The following is a 19,521-nucleotide window of genomic DNA, read 5'->3' as shown; positions in this document are numbered from 1 at the left end:
CGGACGGCCAGCGGATGACGGACGCGGAGACCACGTGAGATGCGCGAGGGCCCTCCCGGTGCCCGGCCGACCAGGCAGGCAGGCGCCAAGGTCGCCGGACCGGCGCGGCGTTACTCTGGTTGCTGATGACCGAGAAGCAGGCACCCAGGGCGTACCAGATCCGGACCTTCGGCTGCCAGATGAACGTGCACGATTCGGAGCGGCTCGCCGGGCAGCTCGAGGCGGCCGGTTACGTTCCGGCGGACGCGTCGGCGAAGCCGGACCTGGTCGTGTTCAACACCTGCGCGGTGCGCGAGAACGCGGACAACAAGCTGTACGGCACGCTCGGGCACATGCGCCCGGACAAGATCGCGAACCCCGGGATGCAGATCGCGGTCGGCGGCTGCCTCGCGCAGAAGGACCGGGGCGAGATCGTCAAGCGGGCGCCGTGGGTGGACGTCGTGTTCGGCACGCACAACCTCGGTTCGCTGCCCGCGCTGCTCGAGCGCGCGCGGCACAACTCCGAGGCCGAGGTGGAAATCCTCGAATCGCTCGAGACCTTCCCGTCGACGCTTCCCGCGCGCCGCGAATCGTCCTACGCGAGCTGGGTGTCGGTTTCGGTCGGCTGCAACAACACCTGCACGTTCTGCATCGTGCCCTCGTTGCGCGGCAAGGAACGCGACCGCCGTCCGGGGGAAATCCTCGCCGAGGTCGAGGCGCTGGTCGCCGAGGGCGTGCTCGAGGTGACCCTGCTCGGGCAGAACGTGAACTCCTACGGCGTCGAGTTCGGCGACCGGCTCGCGTTCGGCAAGCTGCTGCGGGCCTGCGGCGGTGTCGACGGGCTGGAGCGCGTGCGGTTCACGTCGCCGCATCCGGCGGCATTCACCTCCGACGTGATCGACGCGATGGCGGAGACCCCGAACGTGTGCCACCAGCTGCACATGCCGCTGCAGTCCGGCTCCGACCGGGTGCTGCGCGAGATGCGCCGCTCCTACCGGTCCACGCGGTTCCTGAAGATCCTCGACGAGGTGCGTTCGGCGATGCCGGACGCGGCGATCACCACCGACATCATCGTGGGTTTCCCCGGCGAGACCGAGGAAGACTTTCAGGCGACGCTGGACGTCGTGCGCGAGGCCCGGTTCGCCAGCGCGTTCACCTTCCAGTACTCCCAGCGCCCCGGCACGCCGGCCGCGACGATGCCCGGCCAGCTGCCGAAGGAGGTCGTGCAGGAGCGCTACGACCGGCTGGTCGAGCTGCAGAACGAGATCTCCTGGGAGGAGAACCGGGCGCTGGTCGGCCGGACGGTCGAACTGCTGGTCGCCGAGGGCGAGGGACGCAAGGACGCCGAGACGCGCCGGATGAGCGGGCGCGCCCGTGACGGCAGGCTGGTGCACTTCACCCCGACCGGGCCGGCCGTGGACCGCGCGGTACGCCCGGGCGACGTGGTGGAGACGGTGCTCACCTACGGCGCCCCGCACCATCTGGTCGCCGACGGCGACCTCCGGACGCACCGCCGCACCCGGGCGGGCGACAACGCCGAGGCAGGTCTTCGGCCCAAGACGAACGGGGTCACGCTGGGTCTGCCCGGCTTCGGCGCCCCGCCGGCACAGCCGGCCCCGGTGAGCGAGTGTGCACGGTGAGCGAATCGGGAACCCCGGCCGAGGTCGACCGGCAGCTGAGCGAGGAGATCGACCAGGCGGGCCGGCGCGCGGCCCGCACGGTGGAGCTGGGCAGGCGCGGGTTCACCATCTCGGTGCTGATCTTCGTGCTGCTGGTGGCGCTGCTGCTGCCGTGGGCCGAGGGACATGCCGGCTGGCAGGCGGTGACCGGTGCGGCGGGCGGCATCCCTCAGCTGTTCGCGGTGACCTCCACCGGCATCGGCGTGCTCGCCGGCGCGGTGGCGCTGGTGACCCGCCGCTGGTGGGTCTCCTGGTGCTGTGCGGCCGGCGGCTGGTTCGCCTCGGTCGACGGGCTGCTGGCGATCTGGTCGCAGCAGTCCGCGCACGCCAACGGAGCCACCGGAAGCGGCCCGGGCCTGGGCATGATCATCGCCTGGATCACGACGATCATCCTGGCCGCGCTCTGGATGCGCACCGCGTTCTCCCGCGCCTGACCTTCCGTGGCTGCCTTCTGCGCGGAAACGCCGTGAAGGCCTCGTTCCGGAAACTGAACGAGGCCTTCATCCCGGAGTGAGCCGGGGCCGGCTCAGCGGTCGGCGACCGCGGCTTCGGCGGCTTCCATCCACTCCCGCCACTGGGCGGCCTGCTCGTCCGCCTTCTTCGCGCGTCGTTCGTCGCCCGCGGCACGGGCCTTCTCGGCCTGGCTCTCGAACTGCTCGACGCGTTCCCGGAACTGCGCGGCGCGGGCCTGTGCCTCCGGGTCGGTGCGGCGCCAGCGGCTGTCCTCGGCCGCCTTGACCGCGTCCTGCACCGCCTTCAACCGGCCGTCCAGCTCGCGGATGCGCTCGCGCGGGACCTTGCCGATCTCGTCCCACTGCTCCTGGACCTTGCGCAACGAGGACTTCGCCGCGTCAAGGTTCGCCGCGGCGTCGATCTTCTCCGCTTCGACCAGCAGCTCTTCCTTGCGCGTTGCGTTGCCGGCGAATTCGGCGTCCCGTTCGGAGAAGACCGCCGAACGGCGGGCGAAGAAGGAGTCCTGTGCCGCGCGGAAGCGCTGCCACAGCGCGTCGTCGCTGTCCTTGGGGGCCCGGCCGGCGGCCTTCCATTCGGCCATCAGGTCCTTGTACCGGCCCGCCGTCGGACCCCAGTCCTCCGAATCGGACAGCGCCTCGGCCTCGGCGATCAGCTCTTCCTTGCGGTGCTTCGCGCCCGCGCGCTGCTTGTCCAGCTCCGCGAAGTGCGAACCGCGGCGCCGGTTGAACGACTCGCGCGCCTTCGAGAACCGTTTCCACAGCTCGTCGTCGGTCTTGCGGTCGACGCCCTTGACCGTCTTCCACTCGTCCAGGATCGCGCGCAGCCGGTCGCCCGCGGCTTTCCACTGCGTCGACTCGGCGGCGATCTTCTCCGCCTCCTCGGCCAGCCCCTGCTTGCGGGAGACGGCGGCGCTGCGCGCCTGCTCGCGCTCCTGCTTGACGTTGACCAGCGCCTTCTCCGCGACGCCGATCACGTACTCGAGCCGCGCGGCGAGCGCCACGAGGTCGCCGACCACGGCGGACTCACCCAGCCCGTCCCGCAGCTGCGTCGCGCTGCTCAGCGCGTGCTTCGGATCGCCTGCCCCGGACTTCAGCCGCGTTTCGAGCAGCTCGACCTCGGTCCGGACGTCGTCGAAGCGGCGCGCGTAGTGCAGCAGCCCCTCCTCGGGCGTACCGGCCTGCCAGACCCCGACGGTCCGCTCGCCGTCGGCGGTGAAGACGTAGACGGTGCCCTCCTCGTCGATCCGTCCCCAGGTGGCCGGGGCGGTTTCGGCGGACGGCACGGCCGGTGCGGCAGGGCCGGCGTGGTGCGCGTGCGGTACCGGGTGCGGTGCCGGGGTGCCGGGGGACGTGTTCTCCTGGGCCATCGCAGGCTCCTTATCGCCTGTACGCCCGCTGGTGCGGGCGCCCCGCCGCGGGAGCGGGGCCGGGTTGCGCTTCTCGTGCGGGGGCGAAAGTGCCCCAGCGGCATTCAAGCAGCTCAGCGCCCGCCGTGGTACTCCGATGAGCCGCCTGAAGCCGTTGATCCTACTTCGCCCGGACGCTCCGTGCCCGTGTCCCGGCCCGGCCGGGTACCCTTCGCCAGCGTGATCAGCCCTGCTCAGCCGCCGGTTCCGGTGGCCGTCGTCGGCCCCACCGCCACCGGGAAGACGGCGCTGGCCGTGGAGCTGGCCCTCGCGCTGGGCGGCGAGGTCGTGAACGCCGACGCGCTCCAGCTCTACCGCGGGATGGACCTCGGCACGGCCAAGGCGACCCGGGAGGAACGCCGGGGGGTACCGCACCACCTGCTGGATGTCCTCGACGTGACCGAGACGGCGTCGGTGGCCGCCTACCAGCATGCCGCCCGGCGCACGATCGAGCGGATTCGCGCGGCGGGGCGGGTGCCGGTCCTGACCGGTGGTTCCGGGCTCTACGTGCAGGCGGTGCTCGACGATCTGCGGTTTCCCGGCACCGATCCGGCGATCCGGGCCAGGCTCGACGAGGAGGCGGCAGGCCTCGGCACCGCAGCGCTGCACTCGCGCCTGGCCGAGCGGGATCCGGCCGCGGCGGCCGCGATCCTGCCCACGAACACGCGCCGGATCGTGCGGGCACTCGAGGTCATCGAGATCACCGGCGAACCCTTCTCGGCGAACCTGCCGAAGCCGGGGCCCGCTCGCTACGGGACCGTGCTGATCGGGGTGGACCGCGAGCCCGCCGCTCTCGACGAGCGCGTCGACCTGCGGGTGGAGCGGATGTTCGCGGCCGGGCTGGTGGCCGAGGTCCGCGAGCTGGCCGGCCGTGGCCTGCGGGAGGGGAAGACCGCTTCGCGGGCGCTCGGCTACCAGCAGGTGCTCGCGGAGCTGGACGGCGCGGGTGATTTCCCCGCGGCCGCCGCGGCGACCGCGCAGGCCACTCGCCGGTTCGTGCGCCGGCAGCGCTCGTGGTTCCGCCGGGACCAGCGGATCCGGTGGTTCGACGGTGCGGAACCGGACCTGGCCGCGCGGGTTCTCACCGTGCTCGCCCAGTAACCTGGAGCCATGGGCGGTATCGAGTTCCTGAAGGGCCACGGCACGCAGAACGACTTCGTGCTGCTGCCCGATCCGGCCGGCCGGCTGGACCTGACGCCGGAGCGCGTCGCGGCGCTGTGCGACCGGCAGCGCGGGCTGGGAGCCGACGGCGTGCTGCGCGTGGTGCGGGCGAGTGCGCTCGGCGTGGAATCCGACGGCGAGTGGTTCATGGACTACCGCAACGCCGATGGCTCGATCGCCGAGATGTGCGGCAACGGCGTGCGGGTCTTCGCCCGCTACCTGGTCGACTCCGGACTCGCCGCGCAGGGGGAGTTCACCGTGGGCAGCCGGGCGGGGGACCGGCCGGTCACCGTGCACCCGGACCGTTCCGTCACCGTGCACATGGGACCGGCCACGATCACCGGCACCTCGGTCACCGTGGTGGCCGGGCGGCCGTTCTCCGGGGTGGCCGTCGACGTCGGCAACCCGCACCTGGTGTCCGTCCTGAATGACGACGTGGCCGGCCTGGACCTGCGCGAGCAGCCCGATTTCGATCACGACGTGTTCCCGGCGGGGGTGAACCTGGAATTCGTCAACCTGCTCGGCGACGGTGCGTTGCGGATGCGCGTGCACGAGCGCGGCGTGGGGGAGACCCGCGCCTGCGGCACCGGCACGGTGGCCGCGGTGGCCGCCGCACTGCACCTGGCGGGCACCGACGCCGGGGAGTCCACAGTGGACATCCCAGGCGGGCGGGTGGTGGTCACCGTCGAACGCGGTTCGGCCACGCTCAGCGGCCCGGCGGAGCTCGTCGCACGCGGCGAGCTGGACGAGGCCTGGTGGGCCGCGGCCGGCTCCAGCGCTTCCTGACCGCCTGATCGTGAAGGCCCCTTCAGGGGATTTCCGTCAAGGGGCCTTCACGACCTCGATGGCGCCCGACCGCACGCTCACGCGCCGATCGTCACCTCGACCGCGAGGTCACCTTCGCCTTCGTGAGTGGTCACGGTGGTGACCGCACCGGCGAGGCGGACGTCAGCGGCGACCTCGCCGAACTCGGCGAGCAGCCGGGCCGGCGCGGTCACCGCGAGGCTTTCCACGGCGGACCGCATCGACACCTTCGCGTCGCTCTTGGCCCGCCGCACCGCCGCGATGACCGAGCCGGCGAGCGGGAGCAGGCCGGGATCGCCGTCACCGCCGGGCGCGGCCGGCCACGGCGCGCGGTGCACCGAACCCTCCTGCCACCACGACCACACCTCCTCGGCCGCGAACGCCACGACCGGGGCGAGCATCCGCACCAGCGCGGAGAGCGCCGTCGTCAGCGCCACCCGGGCGGATTCGGCCGCGGCCTCGCCGAGGTCGCCGTACGCGCGGCCCTTCACCAGCTCCACGTAGTCGTCGCAGAACGTCCAGAAGAACGTCTCGGTCGCCTGCAGGGCGCGAGCCTGGTCCAGCGCCTCGAACGCAGTGGTCGCGTCCTCGATCACCCGGCCGAGCAGGGCGAGCAGGGACCGGTCCAGCGCTTCGGTGGCCACCGCGTCCGGCGCGGGCAGCCCGAGCCCCAGCACGAACCGGCTCACGTTCAGCAGTTTCGTCGCGAGCCGGCGGCCGACTTTCATCTGCCCCTCGTCCACCGCCGTGTCCACGCCGGGGCGGGCGCTCGCCGCCCAGTAGCGCACCGCGTCGGACCCGTGCCGTTCCAGCAGGTCGGCCGGGGTCACCACGTTGCCGACCGACTTCGACATCTTCTTGCGGTCCGGATCGAGCACCCAGCCGGAGATCACCGCGTCACGCCACGGCAGCACCCCCTCCTCCAGCTCGGCGCGCACCGCGGTGGAGAACAGCCAGGTGCGGATGATCTCGTGGGCCTGCGGCCGCAGCGAGTACGGGAAGACGCGGCGGAACAGGTCGTCGTCGAGACTCCAGCGGCCGGCGATCTGCGGGGTGAGCGACGACGTGGCCCAGGTGTCCATCACGTCCGGCTCGGCGGTGAACCCGCCGGGGGAGTCCCGCTGCGCCTCGGTGTGGCCCGGCGGCACGTCGGTGCTCGGGTCGACCGGCAGGCTCGCGTCGTCCGGGACCAGCACCGAGCCGTGGTCAGGCTCGCCGTGCTCGTCCAGCGGGTACCAGACCGGGATCGGCACGCCGAAGAACCGCTGGCGGCTGATCAGCCAGTCGCTGGTGAGCCCTTCGACCCAGCTGCGGTAGCGCACCTGCATGTGCGGCGGCACCCAGTTCAGCTCGGCACCGCGGCCGAGCAGCCTGGCACGCAGGTCCTCGTCACGGCCGCCGTTGCGCAGGTACCACTGCCGACTGGTGACGATTTCGAGCGGCTTGTCGCCCTTCTCGTAGAACTTCACCGGATGCGTGATCGGCCGCGGTTCCCCACGCAGCGCACCGGTTTCCCGCAGGGCCTCCACCAGAATCTGCCGTCCGGTGTGGACGGTCTTGCCGGCCAGCGGCGCGTACGCCTCCGCGGACACCCCGTGCGGTGCTTCGGGCCGGAACCGCCCGTCGCGCCCCAGGACCGGCCGGGTCTCCAGCCGCAGCGCACGCCACCAGGTGACGTCCGTGGTGTCGCCGAACGTGCACACCATCGCGATACCGGTGCCCTTGTCCGGGTCCGCGAGGTGATGTGCGTGCACCGGCACCTCGGCGCCGAACACCGGAGTGCGCACGGTCTGCCCGAACAGGTGGTGGTAGCGCTCGTCGTCCGGGTGCGCCACCAGCGCGACGCAGGCGGGCAGCAACTCCGGACGCGTGGTGGAGATCAGCACCTCGGCGCCGTCTCCGGCGGTGAACACCAGATCGTGGTAGGCGCCCGGCCGTTCACGGTCTTCGAGCTCGGCTTGCGCGACCGCGGTGCGGAAGGTGACGTCCCACAGCGTCGGGGCTTCGGACTGGTAGGCCTCGCCGCGGGCGAGGTTGCGCAGGAAGGCGCGTTGCGAGATCTGCGTGGTCGCCGGGTCGATGGTCTGGTAGGCCAGCGTCCAGTCCACCGACAGCCCGATCCGCCGCCAGACGTCCTCGAACACCTTCTCGTCCTCTTCGGACAGTGCGCGGCACAGCTTGACGAAGTTCCGCCGGGACACCGGTATCGCGTTCTTCCCCGGCTTGTCCGGTGGGGTGAACGCGGGGTCGTAGGCCACGGCGGGCTCGCAGCGCACGCCGAAGTGGTTCTGCACCCGGCGCTCGGTGGGCAGGCCGTTGTCGTCCCAGCCGACCGGGTAGAACACCGAACGCCCGCGCATCCGCTGGTAGCGCGCGAGGACGTCGGTGTGGGTGTAGGAGAACACGTGCCCGATGTGCAGCGAACCGCTGGCGGTCAGCGGCGGGGTGTCGATCGAGTAGACCTCGCCCCGCGTGCGGTCGAACCGGTAAACGCCGTCGTGTTCCCATACCGGTACCCACTTGGCTTCGAGTCCGTCGACACCGACCTTGCGCGGGACTTCGGGAGTGGGTTTCATGAGCCGACTTTACCCAGCCGGTACAGCGGTTTCCGACGCCGCCCGGCGCTCATCCGGCGGGCACTGCGGTGTCCGGCGCGACGGGAAGATTCCGCATGTGCCGCAACGGAGAGCAGATCACCCAGAGCGCGCCGGTGAGCTCTCCGGCCAGCGCCACCCACAGCGCACCGGTCAGCCCCAGCCCTTCGCCGAGCGCCCCACCCAGCAGCCCGCCGAGCGGCATCGCTCCCCACACCACGAACCGGACGCTCGCGTTCACCCGGCCGAGCAGCCGGTCCGGGGTGATCGCCTGGCGGTAGGAGACCTGGGCGACGTTGTAGAGGATCACGCCGAATCCGGCCGCGGCGAGCCCGAGTCCGGCGAGCGGCAGCCGCCAGCCCGGCCCGGCCAGCGGGACCAGCAGATTCCCCGGCCAGACCAGCACCGGCACCAGCCAGATCGACCGCGCCTGCCCGAGCCGCCGGATGACCGGGCCGGCACACAGCGCGGCCACGATCCCGCCGACGCCGCCCACCGCGAGCAGTACCCCGACCTCGGCGGGGGCGAGCCCGGCCCGGCGGGTCAGGAAAAGCACCTCGACCGCCTGCGCGGCCGCGCCGAAGAGGTTCGCCGTCGCGGTGCACGCGACGATCGCGCGCAGCGGCCGGTCGGCCGTCACGAACCGCAGGCCCTCGACCATCTGCGGCAGCAGCCGTTCGCGCCCCGTGCGGCTGCCGCTCGCTTCCACGGTGCGGATCCGCCACAGGCACAGTGCCGAGGTGAGGTAGCCCGCGCCGGTGACCACGATCGTGCTCGCGGCGCCGAGGAACTGCACGAGCACGCCGGCCAGGCTCGGTCCGGCGATCTGTGCCGACGACTGCACGCCTTGCAGCTTCGCGTTGCCCTCCAGCAGCCGTCGGCGGCCGACGAGCGCGGGCAGGTAGGCCTGGTAGGACACGTCGAAGAAGACCGTGGCGAAGCCGGTGAACAGCACGACGGCGAGTACCTGCGTCATGGTCAGCACGCCCGTCCACCACGCGGCCGGGATGCTCAGCAGCAGCACGGCGCGGACCAGATCGGCGGCCAGCATCAGCGGCCGCTTGCGCAGCCGGTCCACCCACACCCCGGCAGGCAGCCCGATGAGCAGGAACCCCACCGTCTCGGCAGCGGTGAGCAGACCCATCTCGAACGGCGTCGCGGCGAGCGTGACCGCGGCCAGCAGCGGGATCGCGGTCGCGCCGACGAACGTGCCGAGCTGGCTCGCGGTGTCACCGGCCCAGAGCCGCCGGAAGTCCGCGTGGAACAGCAACGAGTCGCGTCTCACCCGAGGGAGTGTTCGCCAGCGATTGGAAACTGTCAATCACTGGGGCGGCTCTAGGCTGTGCGCGTGGCGCGGAAACGACGATCCTCCACCGAAGCCGAGGCGGCCGCGCTCGCCTCCGGAATACGGCTGCGCATCATCCGGTTGACGTCCTTCGAGGCGATGACGAACAAGGAGCTGGCGCGGCGGCTCGGCCGCGACCCGGCGACCACGCTGCATCACGTGCGACGGCTGGTCGACACCGGTTTCCTCATCCCGCAAGAGGTCCGGCGCGGCGCGCGCGGGGCGAAGGAGATCCCGTACCTGTCGACCGGTCTTTCCTGGGAGCTGGCGAACGATCCGCCGGAGGCCGCGGTCGGCGAAGCCATGCTGGAAGCGTTCCTCGCCGAGCTGGCCGAAGCCGATCCGGCCGAAGTCGACGCCAGCCGGCTGGTGGTCAAACTGGCACCGGAGGCGGTCGGCGAGCTCCGGGACCGGCTGTCCGAGCTGCTCGACGAGTTCCGCGACCGGGCCCCGGATCCCGCCGCGGACCGCACCGCGATCTACGTCTCGATCTATCCCGGCAGGTAATCCGCTCGGCTCCGGCGCCGAATCGTGGGAGCATGGAGGCACGATGACAGAACTGACACACAACGATCCGAACGACGCCGGGTTCGACGCAGTGGATCCCTCGGATCCCTCGGTCGGTGAGATGGAGCTCGAGGACCGGGCGTCACTGCGCCGGGTCGCGGGCCTGTCCACCGAACTCGAGGACATCACCGAGGTCGAGTACCGGCAGCTGAGGCTCGAGCGCGTCGTGCTGGTCGGCGTGTGGACCGAGGGCGCCGCGGCGCAGTCCGAGGCCTCGCTGGCCGAGCTGGCGAGGCTGGCCGAGACAGCCGGTTCCGAGGTGCTCGAGGGACTCGTCCAGCGGCGCACGAAACCCGACCCGGCCACCTACATCGGCTCCGGCAAGGTGCGGGAGCTGCGGGACGTGGTCGTGGCCACCGGCGCCGACACGGTGGTCTGCGACGGGGAGCTTTCGCCCGGCCAGCTGCGTCAGCTGGAGGACAAGGTCAAGGTCAAGGTGATCGACCGGACCGCGCTGATCCTGGACATCTTCGCCCAGCACGCCCGCTCCCGTGAGGGCAAGGCGCAGGTCGAGCTGGCCCAGCTGCAGTACCTGGTCCCGCGGTTGCGCGGGTGGGGTTCGGCGCTGTCCCGGCAGGCCGGTGGCCGCGCCGGCGGCGCGAACGGCGGCGTGGGCCTGCGTGGTCCCGGTGAGACGAAGCTGGAGACCGACCGGCGGCGGATCGGCAAGCGGGTGGCCAAGCTGCGCCGCGAGATCGCCGCGATGGACACCATCCGCGAGACCAAGCGCGGCCGGCGGGTGGCCAACGAGGTGCCGAGCGTGGCCATCGTCGGCTACACCAACGCCGGTAAGTCGAGCCTGCTCAACGCGCTGACCGGGGCGGGAGTGCTGGTGGAGGACGCGCTGTTCGCCACTCTGGACCCGACCACCCGGCGTTCGCGCACGGCCGACGGGCGAGCGTTCACCCTCACCGACACCGTCGGATTCGTCCGGCACCTGCCGCACCAGCTGGTGGACGCGTTCCGTTCCACGCTCGAGGAGGCCGCCGACGCCGACCTGCTGCTGCACATCGTCGACGGCTCCGATCCGGCGCCGGAGGACCAGGTCAACGCGGTGCACGAGGTGCTTGGCGAGATCACCCGCAGCCGCAAGGAACCGTTGCCGCCGGAGCTGCTGGTGATCAACAAGGCGGACACCGCCGACGAGGTCACGCTGGCCCGGTTGCGGCACGCGCTGCCCGGTTCGGTGCAGGTGTCCGCGCGCACCGGCGCGGGCGTCACCGATCTGGCTGAGGCGCTCGCGGAGCGGTTGCCGAGGCCGGACCGGCAGATCGACGTGCTGGTGCCGTACGCGAGGGGCGAGCTGGTGGCCCGGGCGCACACGGAGGGCGAGGTGCTGGAGGAGGAGCACGTCGCCGAAGGCACGCGGCTGGTGGTGCGGGTCCGCGCGGACCTGGCCGCGGCCCTGCGCCGGTTCGAGACCAACTCCTCGGCGCTCTGAACGTCTTCCGTAGTGCGCGGCCGGCCCGGTCCGCGCACTACGGAGGTGAGCGGGTGCGCGTCGTCTGGGCCTTGGTGGCGGTCCTGATGCTGGTCGGGGCGTTGCCCGCCGCGGCGGTTCCGGCTCCCGCGCCGGAGACGGTGTGCCGGGTCGGCGATTCCCGCGTGGGCGAGCTGTCCGGCCTGGTCTCGGACGGCGACCGCTGGTACGCGATCAACGACGGCGGCACGAAGGTGCAGGTCTTCGTGCTGGACCGGACGTGCCGGGTCCGGCAGGTGCTCTCGGCCCCGACCGACCCGTACGACGTCGAAGATCTGGCGCGTGCCGCGGACGGCACGCTGTGGCTGTCCGACACCGGTGACAACCGGCATCAGCGCGGCACGGTGGCGTTGCTGGAGATGAAGCCCGGCAGCGGCTCGGCCGTCGTGCATCGGCTGACCTATCCGGACGGCGCGCACGACTCCGAGGCTCTGCTGCTGGACCGTTCCGGTACTCCGTACCTGGTCACCAAGGATGTGCTGGGGGACGCGAAGGTGTACCGGCCGACCGGCGCGTTGGCCTCGCCCGGTCCCACGCCGCTGGAGCAGGTCGGCACCCTGCGCGTGCACAGCACCGACACTCCCGGCGGTCCGGTCGGCTCGTTCGGGTCGGTGCTGGTGACCGGTGGAGCGACCAGCGCCGACGGGACGGTGCTGGCCCTGCGCACTTACACCGACGTGTACCTGTACCCGGCCCCGGACGGCGACGTGCCGGCCGCGCTGCGCCGCGAACCGGTCCGCGTCGCCCTGCCGAACGAGAAGCAAGGCGAGGCCATCGCTTTCGAACCGGACGGCACCCTCCTCTCGGCAGGGGAGGGCACCGGCCAACCGGTCCGCGCAATCCGGAACGCGACCGCCCTCGTGACGTCACCGACCGGCCCCGCCACGGCAGACACCACCTCGTCCGGCACCTCGTCCACCACCCCGGACGCGGCCGAGGCCCCCGCCGCCACCGAGGAGAGCGGCTCCGGCGTACCCGTACTGCCCGCAGCCGGAATCGCAGCCACGCTGGTCCTGGGCGCCTGGCTTCTGCTGAACCGAACCCGCCGCCGTGGCAGTCGTCGCCGCTGACCGGTTGCTTCACTGGACTTGCTGGATTCGCGTGATGGCCGGCGAGGGAGGCGGAGGCGCGTTCACGCTCGACCGGGACTCCGGACTTACTGAACTTGCTGGCTGCCCTGCCTGCTCGATCGACCTCTCTGCTTACCAGCCAGCCGACCGCTGACCGGTGACTGACCGACCGTCGTGCGTCTGACCGGCGTGCGATCGACCGGCGTCTGACCGGCGTGCGTCTGACTGGCGTGCGATCGACTGGCGTCTGACCGGCGTGCGCCTGACCGGCTTGCCAGCCGGCTGATTGGCCGACTGGCAAGCAGACCGGCTCACCAGCAGGCCAACCGGCCGGCGGACTTACCAACCGACGGGGCCGCTGACTGACTTACCAGCCGCCGAAGCCGGCCGCCTGACCGCCAAGCCGCCCGGCCGCCGACCGAGCGTGCCTCTTCCTGGTCCGGTCGGCGTACTGCACCGCACTGCCGCACTGCCCAATCCGGGCCGTGTGCGAGGGCGCCGTCTGTGGCGTTCGGTGCCCTCGCCGTGGGTCAGAGCCTGCGCAGTACTGCCACGACCTTGCCGAGGATCGTCGCGTCGTCGCCCGGGATCGGTTCGTAGGCCTCGTTGTGCGGCATCAGCCAGACGTGGTCATCCGTGCGCTTGAACGTTTTCACCGTGGCCTCGCCGTCGATCATGGCGGCCACGATGTCGCCGTTCTCCGCGGCCGGCTGCTGGCGGACCACGACCCAGTCGCCGTCGGTGATGGCGGCGTCGACCATCGAGTCACCGGTGACGCTCAGCAGGAACAGCTCGCCCTCGCCGACGATCTCCCGGGGCAGCGGGAAGACGTCCTCGATCGACTGCTCCGCGAGGACCGGGCCACCGGCGGCGATCCGGCCGACCAGCGGCACGTACGCCGCCTTCGGCACGGACGGCTGCTGGTCCATGTCGATGCCCATCGGATTGTCGTCGGTGGACGCGAGGACACCGACCGCGCGCGGCCGGTTCGCGTCGCGCCGCAGGTAGCCCTTGCGCTGCAGCGCGCGCAGCTGGTGCGACACCGACGAGGTCGACGTGAGTCCCACCGCCTCGCCGATCTCGCGGACGCTCGGCGGGTAGCCGAAGCGGCTCACCCAGGTGCGGATCACGTCCAGCACCTGTTGCTGGCGAACGGTCAGTGTCTCGTCCACGTCGTACACCTCCGGCAGAGCGCTGACCTTGCCCCCGCTGCCCTGGTCGGCATCGCCGCCGGGCCCTTTCGCCACAGTGGCCTTCACCGTGTCCTTCTCCAACGCTGTGTCGCCTCCAGCTCCTCCCGCGGCCGCCGGCAGGCGTTCCGCGCTTTCCCGCGTGCGCCGGCTCCGCTCCCCGCGTGCCGGCGCGCTCTGCCCGGGGCAGATGTCCTGGTTGACGACGTTAGCCACCCCGCCCGGCGATTTCAAACATCTGTTCGATCGACACGCCGTGTCCGCTCGATTTTGTCGGTGCGGGGTGGTAGACCTTCGCACGGACGTTCGATAGAACGCCTGTTCGACCCGGGTCGCGCCGTCGCGGTGCGTACCCGGATCGGACGGAACAGCAGGTCATGAGGAGGTTCCGTCATGTCGATCCTGGCCGACCGCGGGCTCGTCCGCCCGTTCCGGCCCGCCCTTGCCGGGCGGGCCGCCGACCCTGTTTGCCCCGCTCCCGCGTCCAGGCGGGCCCCCGCCACCCCCGGTCCGGCAGCGGACGACCCGGCTGTCCGGGAGCACGACGCTCCGCGATCGGGCACGCGGATCACTCGGTCGGGTGGTTCTGTGGGCCGGAATCCGGCGCGCGAGTCCCGGGCCCGACAGGTTTCGGCCGGTGTGCCGGCGATCCGGGAGCTTCCGAGTCGTCGCGGGGGTGTGCGGCACGTTCCCGCCGCCGTGCCGGCCAACCCGGGCCGGACCGCGCGGGAGCGGCGAGGCGAGCCGTTGCGGCCGCCCACGCGGGCGCGCGTCGTCGCGGGACGGGCGGCCGGTGCGGCTGGGTGCTCGCAGGCGCGGCGGCCTCCCGTACGGTGGCCGTGGCTGGTGGCGATCGCCGCGGCGGTCTGTCTCGTCGTCACCGGACTGGGTGTTTTCGGCGGCGGGGTTCCCGGCGCGGCCGTCCCCGAGCGCACGGCGTCCGTGTCGGTCCGTCCCGGCGACACGCTCACGGCGCTGGCCACCCGGTTCGCGCCCGATTCCGATCAGGCGGCGGTGGTCTCCCGTATCAAGCAGCTGAACGACCTGGACGACACCGCCCTCGTGCCCGGCTTTCCGCTCACCGTGCCGGTCACCGGAGCCGCCGGCGGCGGGCCCGCCCGAAGCGGGTCGTGACGCTCGGCGGCAGTGCGATCGCGGGGCGCGAAGGCCTTCTTTCACCCGCTCGTGCCGCTTGCGTCCATTCGGGCGACGATCTAAGGTCTACCCCTATATCTAGTAGTTACACCGCTGTAGTTGGTCCACAGGTAGGGGTAGACTGGAGTCAGTTATCCACAGCTGGCTGGCGTTCACCCACCGGATGTCCACAGATCGATCACCAGGCGCGGGGCCGCGCGGGGTGATCGTGGTCCAGGCCGTAGCGTGGCGGCAGGGGCCGGACGGGAACAGGAATCGGCCGGCGCGGAGGGGAAGGTGACTGGCGGATGAGGTGCCCGTTCTGCCGGCATGCGGACTCTCGGGTGGTCGACTCCCGAGAGGTGGATGAAGGTCAGGCGATCCGGCGGCGGCGCTCGTGCGCGCAGTGCGGCCGGCGCTTCACCACGTCGGAGACGATGGTGCTCGCCGTCGTCAAGCGGTCCGGCGTCACCGAGCAGTTCAGCCGGGACAAGGTGGTCAACGGCGTGCGCCGGGCCTGCCAGGGCCGGCCGGTCGACGACGACGCGCTGCAGAAGCTCGCGCAGCGCGTGGAGGAGTCGATCCGCTCCGCCGGTCTGGCGGAGATCCCGAGCCACGAGGTCGGCCTGGCCATCCTCGGTCCGCTCCGGGAGCTCGACGGCGTCGCCTACCTCCGGTTCGCCAGCGTCTACCGCTCGTTCTCCTCGGTCGAGGACTTCGAGAAGGAGATCGCCGACCTGCGGGAAGCCATGGCGGGCAGCGCGGAGGACACAGAAGGCGAGCGTACGGCGGACGACTGAGCCGTGCGTGGGGAGTGAGGGACAGGACCGCATGACCGAAACCGTGGGAGCCGGCACGGCCGCCGGACGGAACAAGAAGAAGGCCGCGAACGGGCTGAGCGTGCAGCGCGTCTTCACCACCGAAGGGGTGCACCCATACGACGAGGTCGCGTGGGAGAAGCGTGACGTCGTGATGACCAACTGGCGCGACGGCAGCGTCAACTTCGAGCAGCGCGGGGTCGAGTTCCCCGAGTTCTGGTCGGTCAACGCGACGAACATCGTCACCAGCAAGTACTTCCGCGGCGCGGTCGGCACCGACCAGCGGGAGAGCAGTCTCAAGCAGCTCATCGACCGCGTGGTCGGTACCTATGTCAAGGCGGCCGCCGCACACGGCTACTTCGCCGGCGCGGCCGACCTCGAAATCTTCGAGCACGAGCTCACCTGGATGCTGCTGCACCAGGTCTTCAGCTTCAACTCCCCGGTGTGGTTCAACGTCGGTACCTCCTCCAAGCAGCAGGTGTCGGCCTGCTTCATCCTCTCGGTCGACGACACCATGGAATCGATCCTGAACTGGTACCGCGAGGAAGGCCTCATCTTCAAGGGCGGCTCCGGCGCCGGCCTCAACCTCTCCCGGATCCGGTCCTCGAAGGAACTGCTGTCCTCCGGTGGGACCGCGTCCGGTCCGGTGTCGTTCATGCGCGGCGCCGACGCCTCCGCCGGCACCATCAAGTCCGGCGGCGCCACCCGACGCGCGGCGAAGATGGTCGTGCTCGACGTGGACCACCCGGACATCGAGGAGTTCGTCGCGACGAAGGCGCGCGAGGAGGAGAAGATCAAGGTCCTGCGCGACGCCGGGTTCGACATGGACCTCTCCGGCGCGGACATCTCCTCGGTGCAGTACCAGAACGCGAACAACTCGGTCCGGGTCTCCGACGAGTTCATGCAGTCGGTGGAGACCGGCACCGACTTCGGCCTGCGTGCCCGGCTCACCGGTGAGGTCATCGAGCGCACCGACGCGAAGAAGCTGTTCCGTTCCGTGGCGAAAGCCGCCTGGGAGTGCGCCGACCCCGGCCTGCAGTACGACGGCACGATCAACGACTGGCACACCTGCCCGGAGTCCGGCCGGATCACCGCGTCGAACCCGTGCAGTGAGTACATGCACCTGGACAACTCCAGTTGCAACCTGGCGTCGCTGAACCTGCTGAAGTTCGTGTCCGCCGACGGCACGTTCGACGCGCCGCTGTTCGCGAAGGCCGTCGAATTCGTCATCACCGCGATGGACGTCTCCATCTGCTTCGCGGACTTCCCGACCGAGCCGATCGCCGAGACCACCCGCAAGTTCCGCCAGCTGGGCATCGGGTACGCCAACCTCGGCGCGTTGCTCATGGCGCTGGGCCACGCCTACGACTCCGAGGGCGGCCGGGCGCTCGCCGGTGCGATCACCTCGCTGATGACCGGGGTCTCCTACCGGCGCTCGGCCGAGCTGGCCGGCGTGGTCGGCCCATACGAGGGCTACGCCCGCAACGCCGAGGCGCACCAGCGGGTGATGCGCAAGCACGCGGCGGCCAACGAGCTGATCCGCACCTACCACGAGAACGACAAGGCGGTCCGCGCGCTCGCCTCGCAGGAATGGCAGCGCGGGGTCGAGCTGGGCACCCGCCACGGCTGGCGCAACGCGCAGGCCTCGGTGCTCGCACCCACCGGCACCATCGGCTTCATGATGGACTGCGACACCACCGGGATCGAGCCGGACTTCTCCCTGGTGAAGTTCAAGAAGCTCGTCGGCGGCGGGTCCATGCAGATCGTGAACCAGACCGTGCCGCGGGCGCTGCGGGCGCTCGGCTACCAGGACGAACAGGTCGAGGCGATCGTCGAGTACGTCGCCCAGCACGGCCACGTCATCGACGCGCCGGGCCTGCGCCCCGAGCACTACGAGGTGTTCGACTGCGCGGTCGGTGAGCGGTCCATCGCGCCGATGGGGCACGTGCGGATGATGGCCGCGGTCCAGCCGTTCATCTCGGGCGCGATCTCCAAGACGGTGAACATGCCCGAGGCGGCCACCGTCGAGGACGTCGAGGAAATCTACTTCCAGGGCTGGAAACTCGGCCTGAAAGCGCTCGCCATCTACCGCGACAACTGCAAGGTCGGCCAGCCGCTGTCCACGGCGAAGAAGAAGGAAGCCGAGGCCGGGACCGAGCCGGAGAAGGTCGTCGAATACCGCCCGGTACGCCGCCGGCTGCCGAAGAAGCGCCCGAGCCAGACGGTGTCGTTCACCGTCGGCGGCGCCGAGGGCTACCTGCACGCCGGTTCGTACCCGGACGACGGGCTCGGCGAGATCTTCGTCAAGCTCGGCAAGCAGGGTTCCACACTGGCCGGAGTGATGGACGCGTTCTCCATGTCCATCTCGGTCGGTCTGCAGCACGGCATCCCGCTGGAGTTCTACGTCTCGAAGTTCTCCAACCTGCGCTTCGAACCCGCCGGGATGACCGACGACCCGGACATCCGGATCGCCACGAGCGTCATGGACTACCTGTTCCGGCGGCTCGCACTCGACTACCTGCCGTACGAGAAGCGCTCCCAGCTCGGCATCTTCACCGCCGACGAGCGCTCGGCCGAGGTCGAGCAGAACTACGGCGGCGGAATGGACCTGGAGGCACTGCGCACCAGCGTGGACTCCTCACCGGCCGCCGCTCGCGAGGAGAAGCGGGAGTCCGAGGCAGCCGACGACGCGCACAGTACGGCCGAGCTGATGGAGCTGCACCTCGGCAAGGCCGCCGACGCTCCGCTGTGCATGACCTGCGGCACGAAGATGCGCCCGGCGGGCTCCTGCTACGCCTGCGAAGGCTGCGGCGCCACCTCCGGCTGCAGCTGACCAGCAGTCCGCGCGCACCGCACCCGGCAGAGCAGCTGCCGGGTGCGGTGCCGTGTCGGCACCACGGTCGCCATGTGCGGTGCTGTGCCGTGCCGGCATGACGACCGCCATGTGCGGTAAGCCGCGGCGACGTGAGGATTGCCGGATGCGGTGAGCCGTGTCGGCACCACCGTCACCGGACGTCGGCGGCCGTGGCGGGACGAGAGCCGCCGGGCGCGGTCAGTCGCGGCGCGGTGAGGCATGCTGGGTTGTGGTCGGTCATGAGGCGGTGAAGGTTGCCGGGCATGGTCGGTCGTGGCCGGGCAAGTTGCGGCGGGTGCACCAAGTCGGATCGAGCCGTGGTCGCCGGGGGTGGGCAGCCGGGGCCGGCGTGGCGGTCGCCGGGTGTCGTCGGTGGCGCCGGCTATGCGCCGTCTCGACAGGCACAGGGTGCCTACGCAGGCAGGGCGCCGGAACTCGAGTCGAAGCGGGTCGGCTCAGGCAGGTGTGGCGGGGCCGAGGAGATCCCAGCGGTTGCCGGCGACGTCGCGGAAGACGACGACCCGGCCGTACAGCTCGGTGCGCGGCTCCGCGACGAACTCGACCCCTGCGGCGCGCATGCGCTGGAAACTGGCCTCGAAATCGTCCACGCGCAGGAAGAAGCCCACTCGGCCGGCGTGTTGCGTCCCGATCGCGGCGGTCTGCTGCTCTCCGTCGGCGCGGGCGAGGAGGATGCCGGCCTCCGCGCCCGGTGGGCGGACGACCACCCAGCGCTTGACGCGGCCGTCGTTGGTGCGGGACGGGGAGTCCTCGGCCAGTTCGAACCCGAGCGCCTCGGTGAAGAAAGCGATCGCGTCGTCGTAGTCCTCGACGATGATCGTGGTCAATTGCAGGAACGCGACCATGGCAGCATCCGTCCTTGCCGGCAGGGAACACAAGGCAGGGAACACAAGGCAGCAAGCAGCGGACAGCGCCGCCGCGGCGGGTCGATGAACCGGCCGGACAGCAC

The 19,521-nt window shown here is 71.3% G+C and carries 15 protein-coding genes; 10 read left to right on the top strand and 5 right to left on the bottom strand.

The annotated features are described in order from the left end of the window. Window positions 1-125 precede the first annotated feature (125 nt). Window positions 126-1,619 (top strand): tRNA (N6-isopentenyl adenosine(37)-C2)-methylthiotransferase MiaB, encoded by a 1,494-nt coding sequence (gene miaB / locus BJY18_RS12195; protein WP_184780082.1) that lies wholly within the window; start codon window positions 126-128, stop codon window positions 1,617-1,619. Then, window positions 1,616-2,092: an Rv2732c family membrane protein gene (locus tag BJY18_RS12190; RefSeq protein WP_184780081.1), complete on the top strand. Its 477-nt coding sequence runs from the start codon at window positions 1,616-1,618 to the stop codon at window positions 2,090-2,092. Before miaB ends, BJY18_RS12190 begins: the two co-directional genes overlap by 4 nt. A 92-nt stretch (window positions 2,093-2,184) precedes the next feature. Here BJY18_RS12190 and BJY18_RS12185 read toward each other — a convergent pair whose 3' ends face one another. Next, window positions 2,185-3,498: a DUF349 domain-containing protein gene (locus BJY18_RS12185; RefSeq protein ID WP_184780080.1), complete on the bottom strand. Its 1,314-nt coding sequence runs from the start codon at window positions 3,496-3,498 to the stop codon at window positions 2,185-2,187. A gap of 219 nt (window positions 3,499-3,717) precedes the next feature. Between BJY18_RS12185 and miaA the strand changes: the two genes are divergently transcribed. Then, entirely contained in the window at window positions 3,718-4,638 is a 921-nt protein-coding gene (miaA, locus tag BJY18_RS12180) for a tRNA (adenosine(37)-N6)-dimethylallyltransferase MiaA (RefSeq protein WP_184780079.1), read from the top strand. Between the two features lie 9 nt (window positions 4,639-4,647). Continuing rightward, entirely contained in the window at window positions 4,648-5,484 is an 837-nt protein-coding gene (gene dapF / locus BJY18_RS12175) for a diaminopimelate epimerase (protein WP_184780078.1), read from the top strand. Window positions 5,485-5,561: 77 nt separating this feature from the next. Here the strand turns inward: dapF and valS are convergent, their stop codons facing one another. Together valS and BJY18_RS12165 are read right to left on the bottom strand one after the other, a co-directional pair. Next, window positions 5,562-8,078 (bottom strand): valine--tRNA ligase, encoded by a 2,517-nt coding sequence (valS, locus tag BJY18_RS12170; protein WP_184780077.1) that lies wholly within the window; start codon window positions 8,076-8,078, stop codon window positions 5,562-5,564. Between the two features lie 49 nt (window positions 8,079-8,127). After that, window positions 8,128-9,381, bottom strand: coding sequence for an MFS transporter (locus BJY18_RS12165; RefSeq protein ID WP_184780076.1), 1,254 nt, complete (start codon window positions 9,379-9,381; stop codon window positions 8,128-8,130). A 63-nt stretch (window positions 9,382-9,444) separates the two neighbouring features. On the opposite strand from BJY18_RS12165, the gene BJY18_RS12160 reads away from it, so the two are divergent. From BJY18_RS12160 to BJY18_RS12150, 3 genes are all read left to right on the top strand, one after another. Continuing rightward, window positions 9,445-9,948, top strand: a complete 504-nt coding sequence (locus tag BJY18_RS12160) for an ArsR/SmtB family transcription factor (RefSeq protein ID WP_184780075.1) — start codon at window positions 9,445-9,447, stop codon at window positions 9,946-9,948. 43 nt (window positions 9,949-9,991) lie between these two features. Then, window positions 9,992-11,449, top strand: a complete 1,458-nt coding sequence (gene hflX / locus BJY18_RS12155) for a GTPase HflX (protein ID WP_184780074.1) — start codon at window positions 9,992-9,994, stop codon at window positions 11,447-11,449. 86 nt (window positions 11,450-11,535) lie between these two features. Continuing rightward, window positions 11,536-12,558, top strand: coding sequence for an SdiA-regulated/phytase-like domain-containing protein (locus BJY18_RS12150; protein ID WP_184784578.1), 1,023 nt, complete (start codon window positions 11,536-11,538; stop codon window positions 12,556-12,558). A gap of 530 nt (window positions 12,559-13,088) precedes the next feature. On the opposite strand, the gene lexA is transcribed toward BJY18_RS12150, so the two are convergent. Next, window positions 13,089-13,748 (bottom strand): transcriptional repressor LexA, encoded by a 660-nt coding sequence (gene lexA / locus BJY18_RS12145; RefSeq protein ID WP_184784577.1) that lies wholly within the window; start codon window positions 13,746-13,748, stop codon window positions 13,089-13,091. 846 nt (window positions 13,749-14,594) lie between these two features. Between lexA and BJY18_RS36805 the strand changes: the two genes are divergently transcribed. The 3 genes from BJY18_RS36805 (at window position 14,595) to BJY18_RS12130 (ending at window position 18,533) form a co-directional block, all read left to right on the top strand. After that, complete coding sequence (locus BJY18_RS36805; RefSeq protein WP_312873825.1) at window positions 14,595-14,882, top strand: LysM peptidoglycan-binding domain-containing protein; 288 nt, start codon at window positions 14,595-14,597, stop codon at window positions 14,880-14,882. Between the two features lie 308 nt (window positions 14,883-15,190). Continuing rightward, window positions 15,191-15,682 (top strand): transcriptional regulator NrdR, encoded by a 492-nt coding sequence (gene nrdR / locus BJY18_RS12135; protein WP_184780072.1) that lies wholly within the window; start codon window positions 15,191-15,193, stop codon window positions 15,680-15,682. A 31-nt stretch (window positions 15,683-15,713) separates the two neighbouring features. Then, window positions 15,714-18,533, top strand: coding sequence for a vitamin B12-dependent ribonucleotide reductase (locus BJY18_RS12130; RefSeq protein WP_184780071.1), 2,820 nt, complete (start codon window positions 15,714-15,716; stop codon window positions 18,531-18,533). Between the two features lie 476 nt (window positions 18,534-19,009). On the opposite strand, the gene BJY18_RS12125 is transcribed toward BJY18_RS12130, so the two are convergent. Continuing rightward, window positions 19,010-19,417, bottom strand: coding sequence for a VOC family protein (locus BJY18_RS12125; RefSeq protein ID WP_184780070.1), 408 nt, complete (start codon window positions 19,415-19,417; stop codon window positions 19,010-19,012). Between the last annotated feature and the right edge of the window lie 104 nt (window positions 19,418-19,521).

The organism is Amycolatopsis jiangsuensis, assembly GCF_014204865.1.
In the GTDB taxonomy this organism is placed as follows: domain Bacteria; phylum Actinomycetota; class Actinomycetes; order Mycobacteriales; family Pseudonocardiaceae; genus Amycolatopsis; species Amycolatopsis jiangsuensis.
Note: the sequence above shows the minus strand (reverse complement) of the source record. Positions and strands in the feature narration are given on the sequence as shown.

Coding starts and splice junctions, on each gene's coding strand:
- miaB (WP_184780082.1), top strand. CDS start 126: ATGACCGAGAAGCAGGCACCCAGGGCGTACCAGATCCGGACCTTCGGC.
- BJY18_RS12185 (WP_184780080.1), bottom strand. CDS start 3,498: ATGGCCCAGGAGAACACGTCCCCCGGCACCCCGGCACCGCACCCGGTA.
- dapF (WP_184780078.1), top strand. CDS start 4,648: ATGGGCGGTATCGAGTTCCTGAAGGGCCACGGCACGCAGAACGACTTC.
- valS (WP_184780077.1), bottom strand. CDS start 8,078: ATGAAACCCACTCCCGAAGTCCCGCGCAAGGTCGGTGTCGACGGACTC.
- hflX (WP_184780074.1), top strand. CDS start 9,992: ATGACAGAACTGACACACAACGATCCGAACGACGCCGGGTTCGACGCA.
- BJY18_RS12150 (WP_184784578.1), top strand. CDS start 11,536: ATGCTGGTCGGGGCGTTGCCCGCCGCGGCGGTTCCGGCTCCCGCGCCG.
- nrdR (WP_184780072.1), top strand. CDS start 15,191: ATGAGGTGCCCGTTCTGCCGGCATGCGGACTCTCGGGTGGTCGACTCC.
- BJY18_RS12130 (WP_184780071.1), top strand. CDS start 15,714: ATGACCGAAACCGTGGGAGCCGGCACGGCCGCCGGACGGAACAAGAAG.
- BJY18_RS12125 (WP_184780070.1), bottom strand. CDS start 19,417: ATGGTCGCGTTCCTGCAATTGACCACGATCATCGTCGAGGACTACGAC.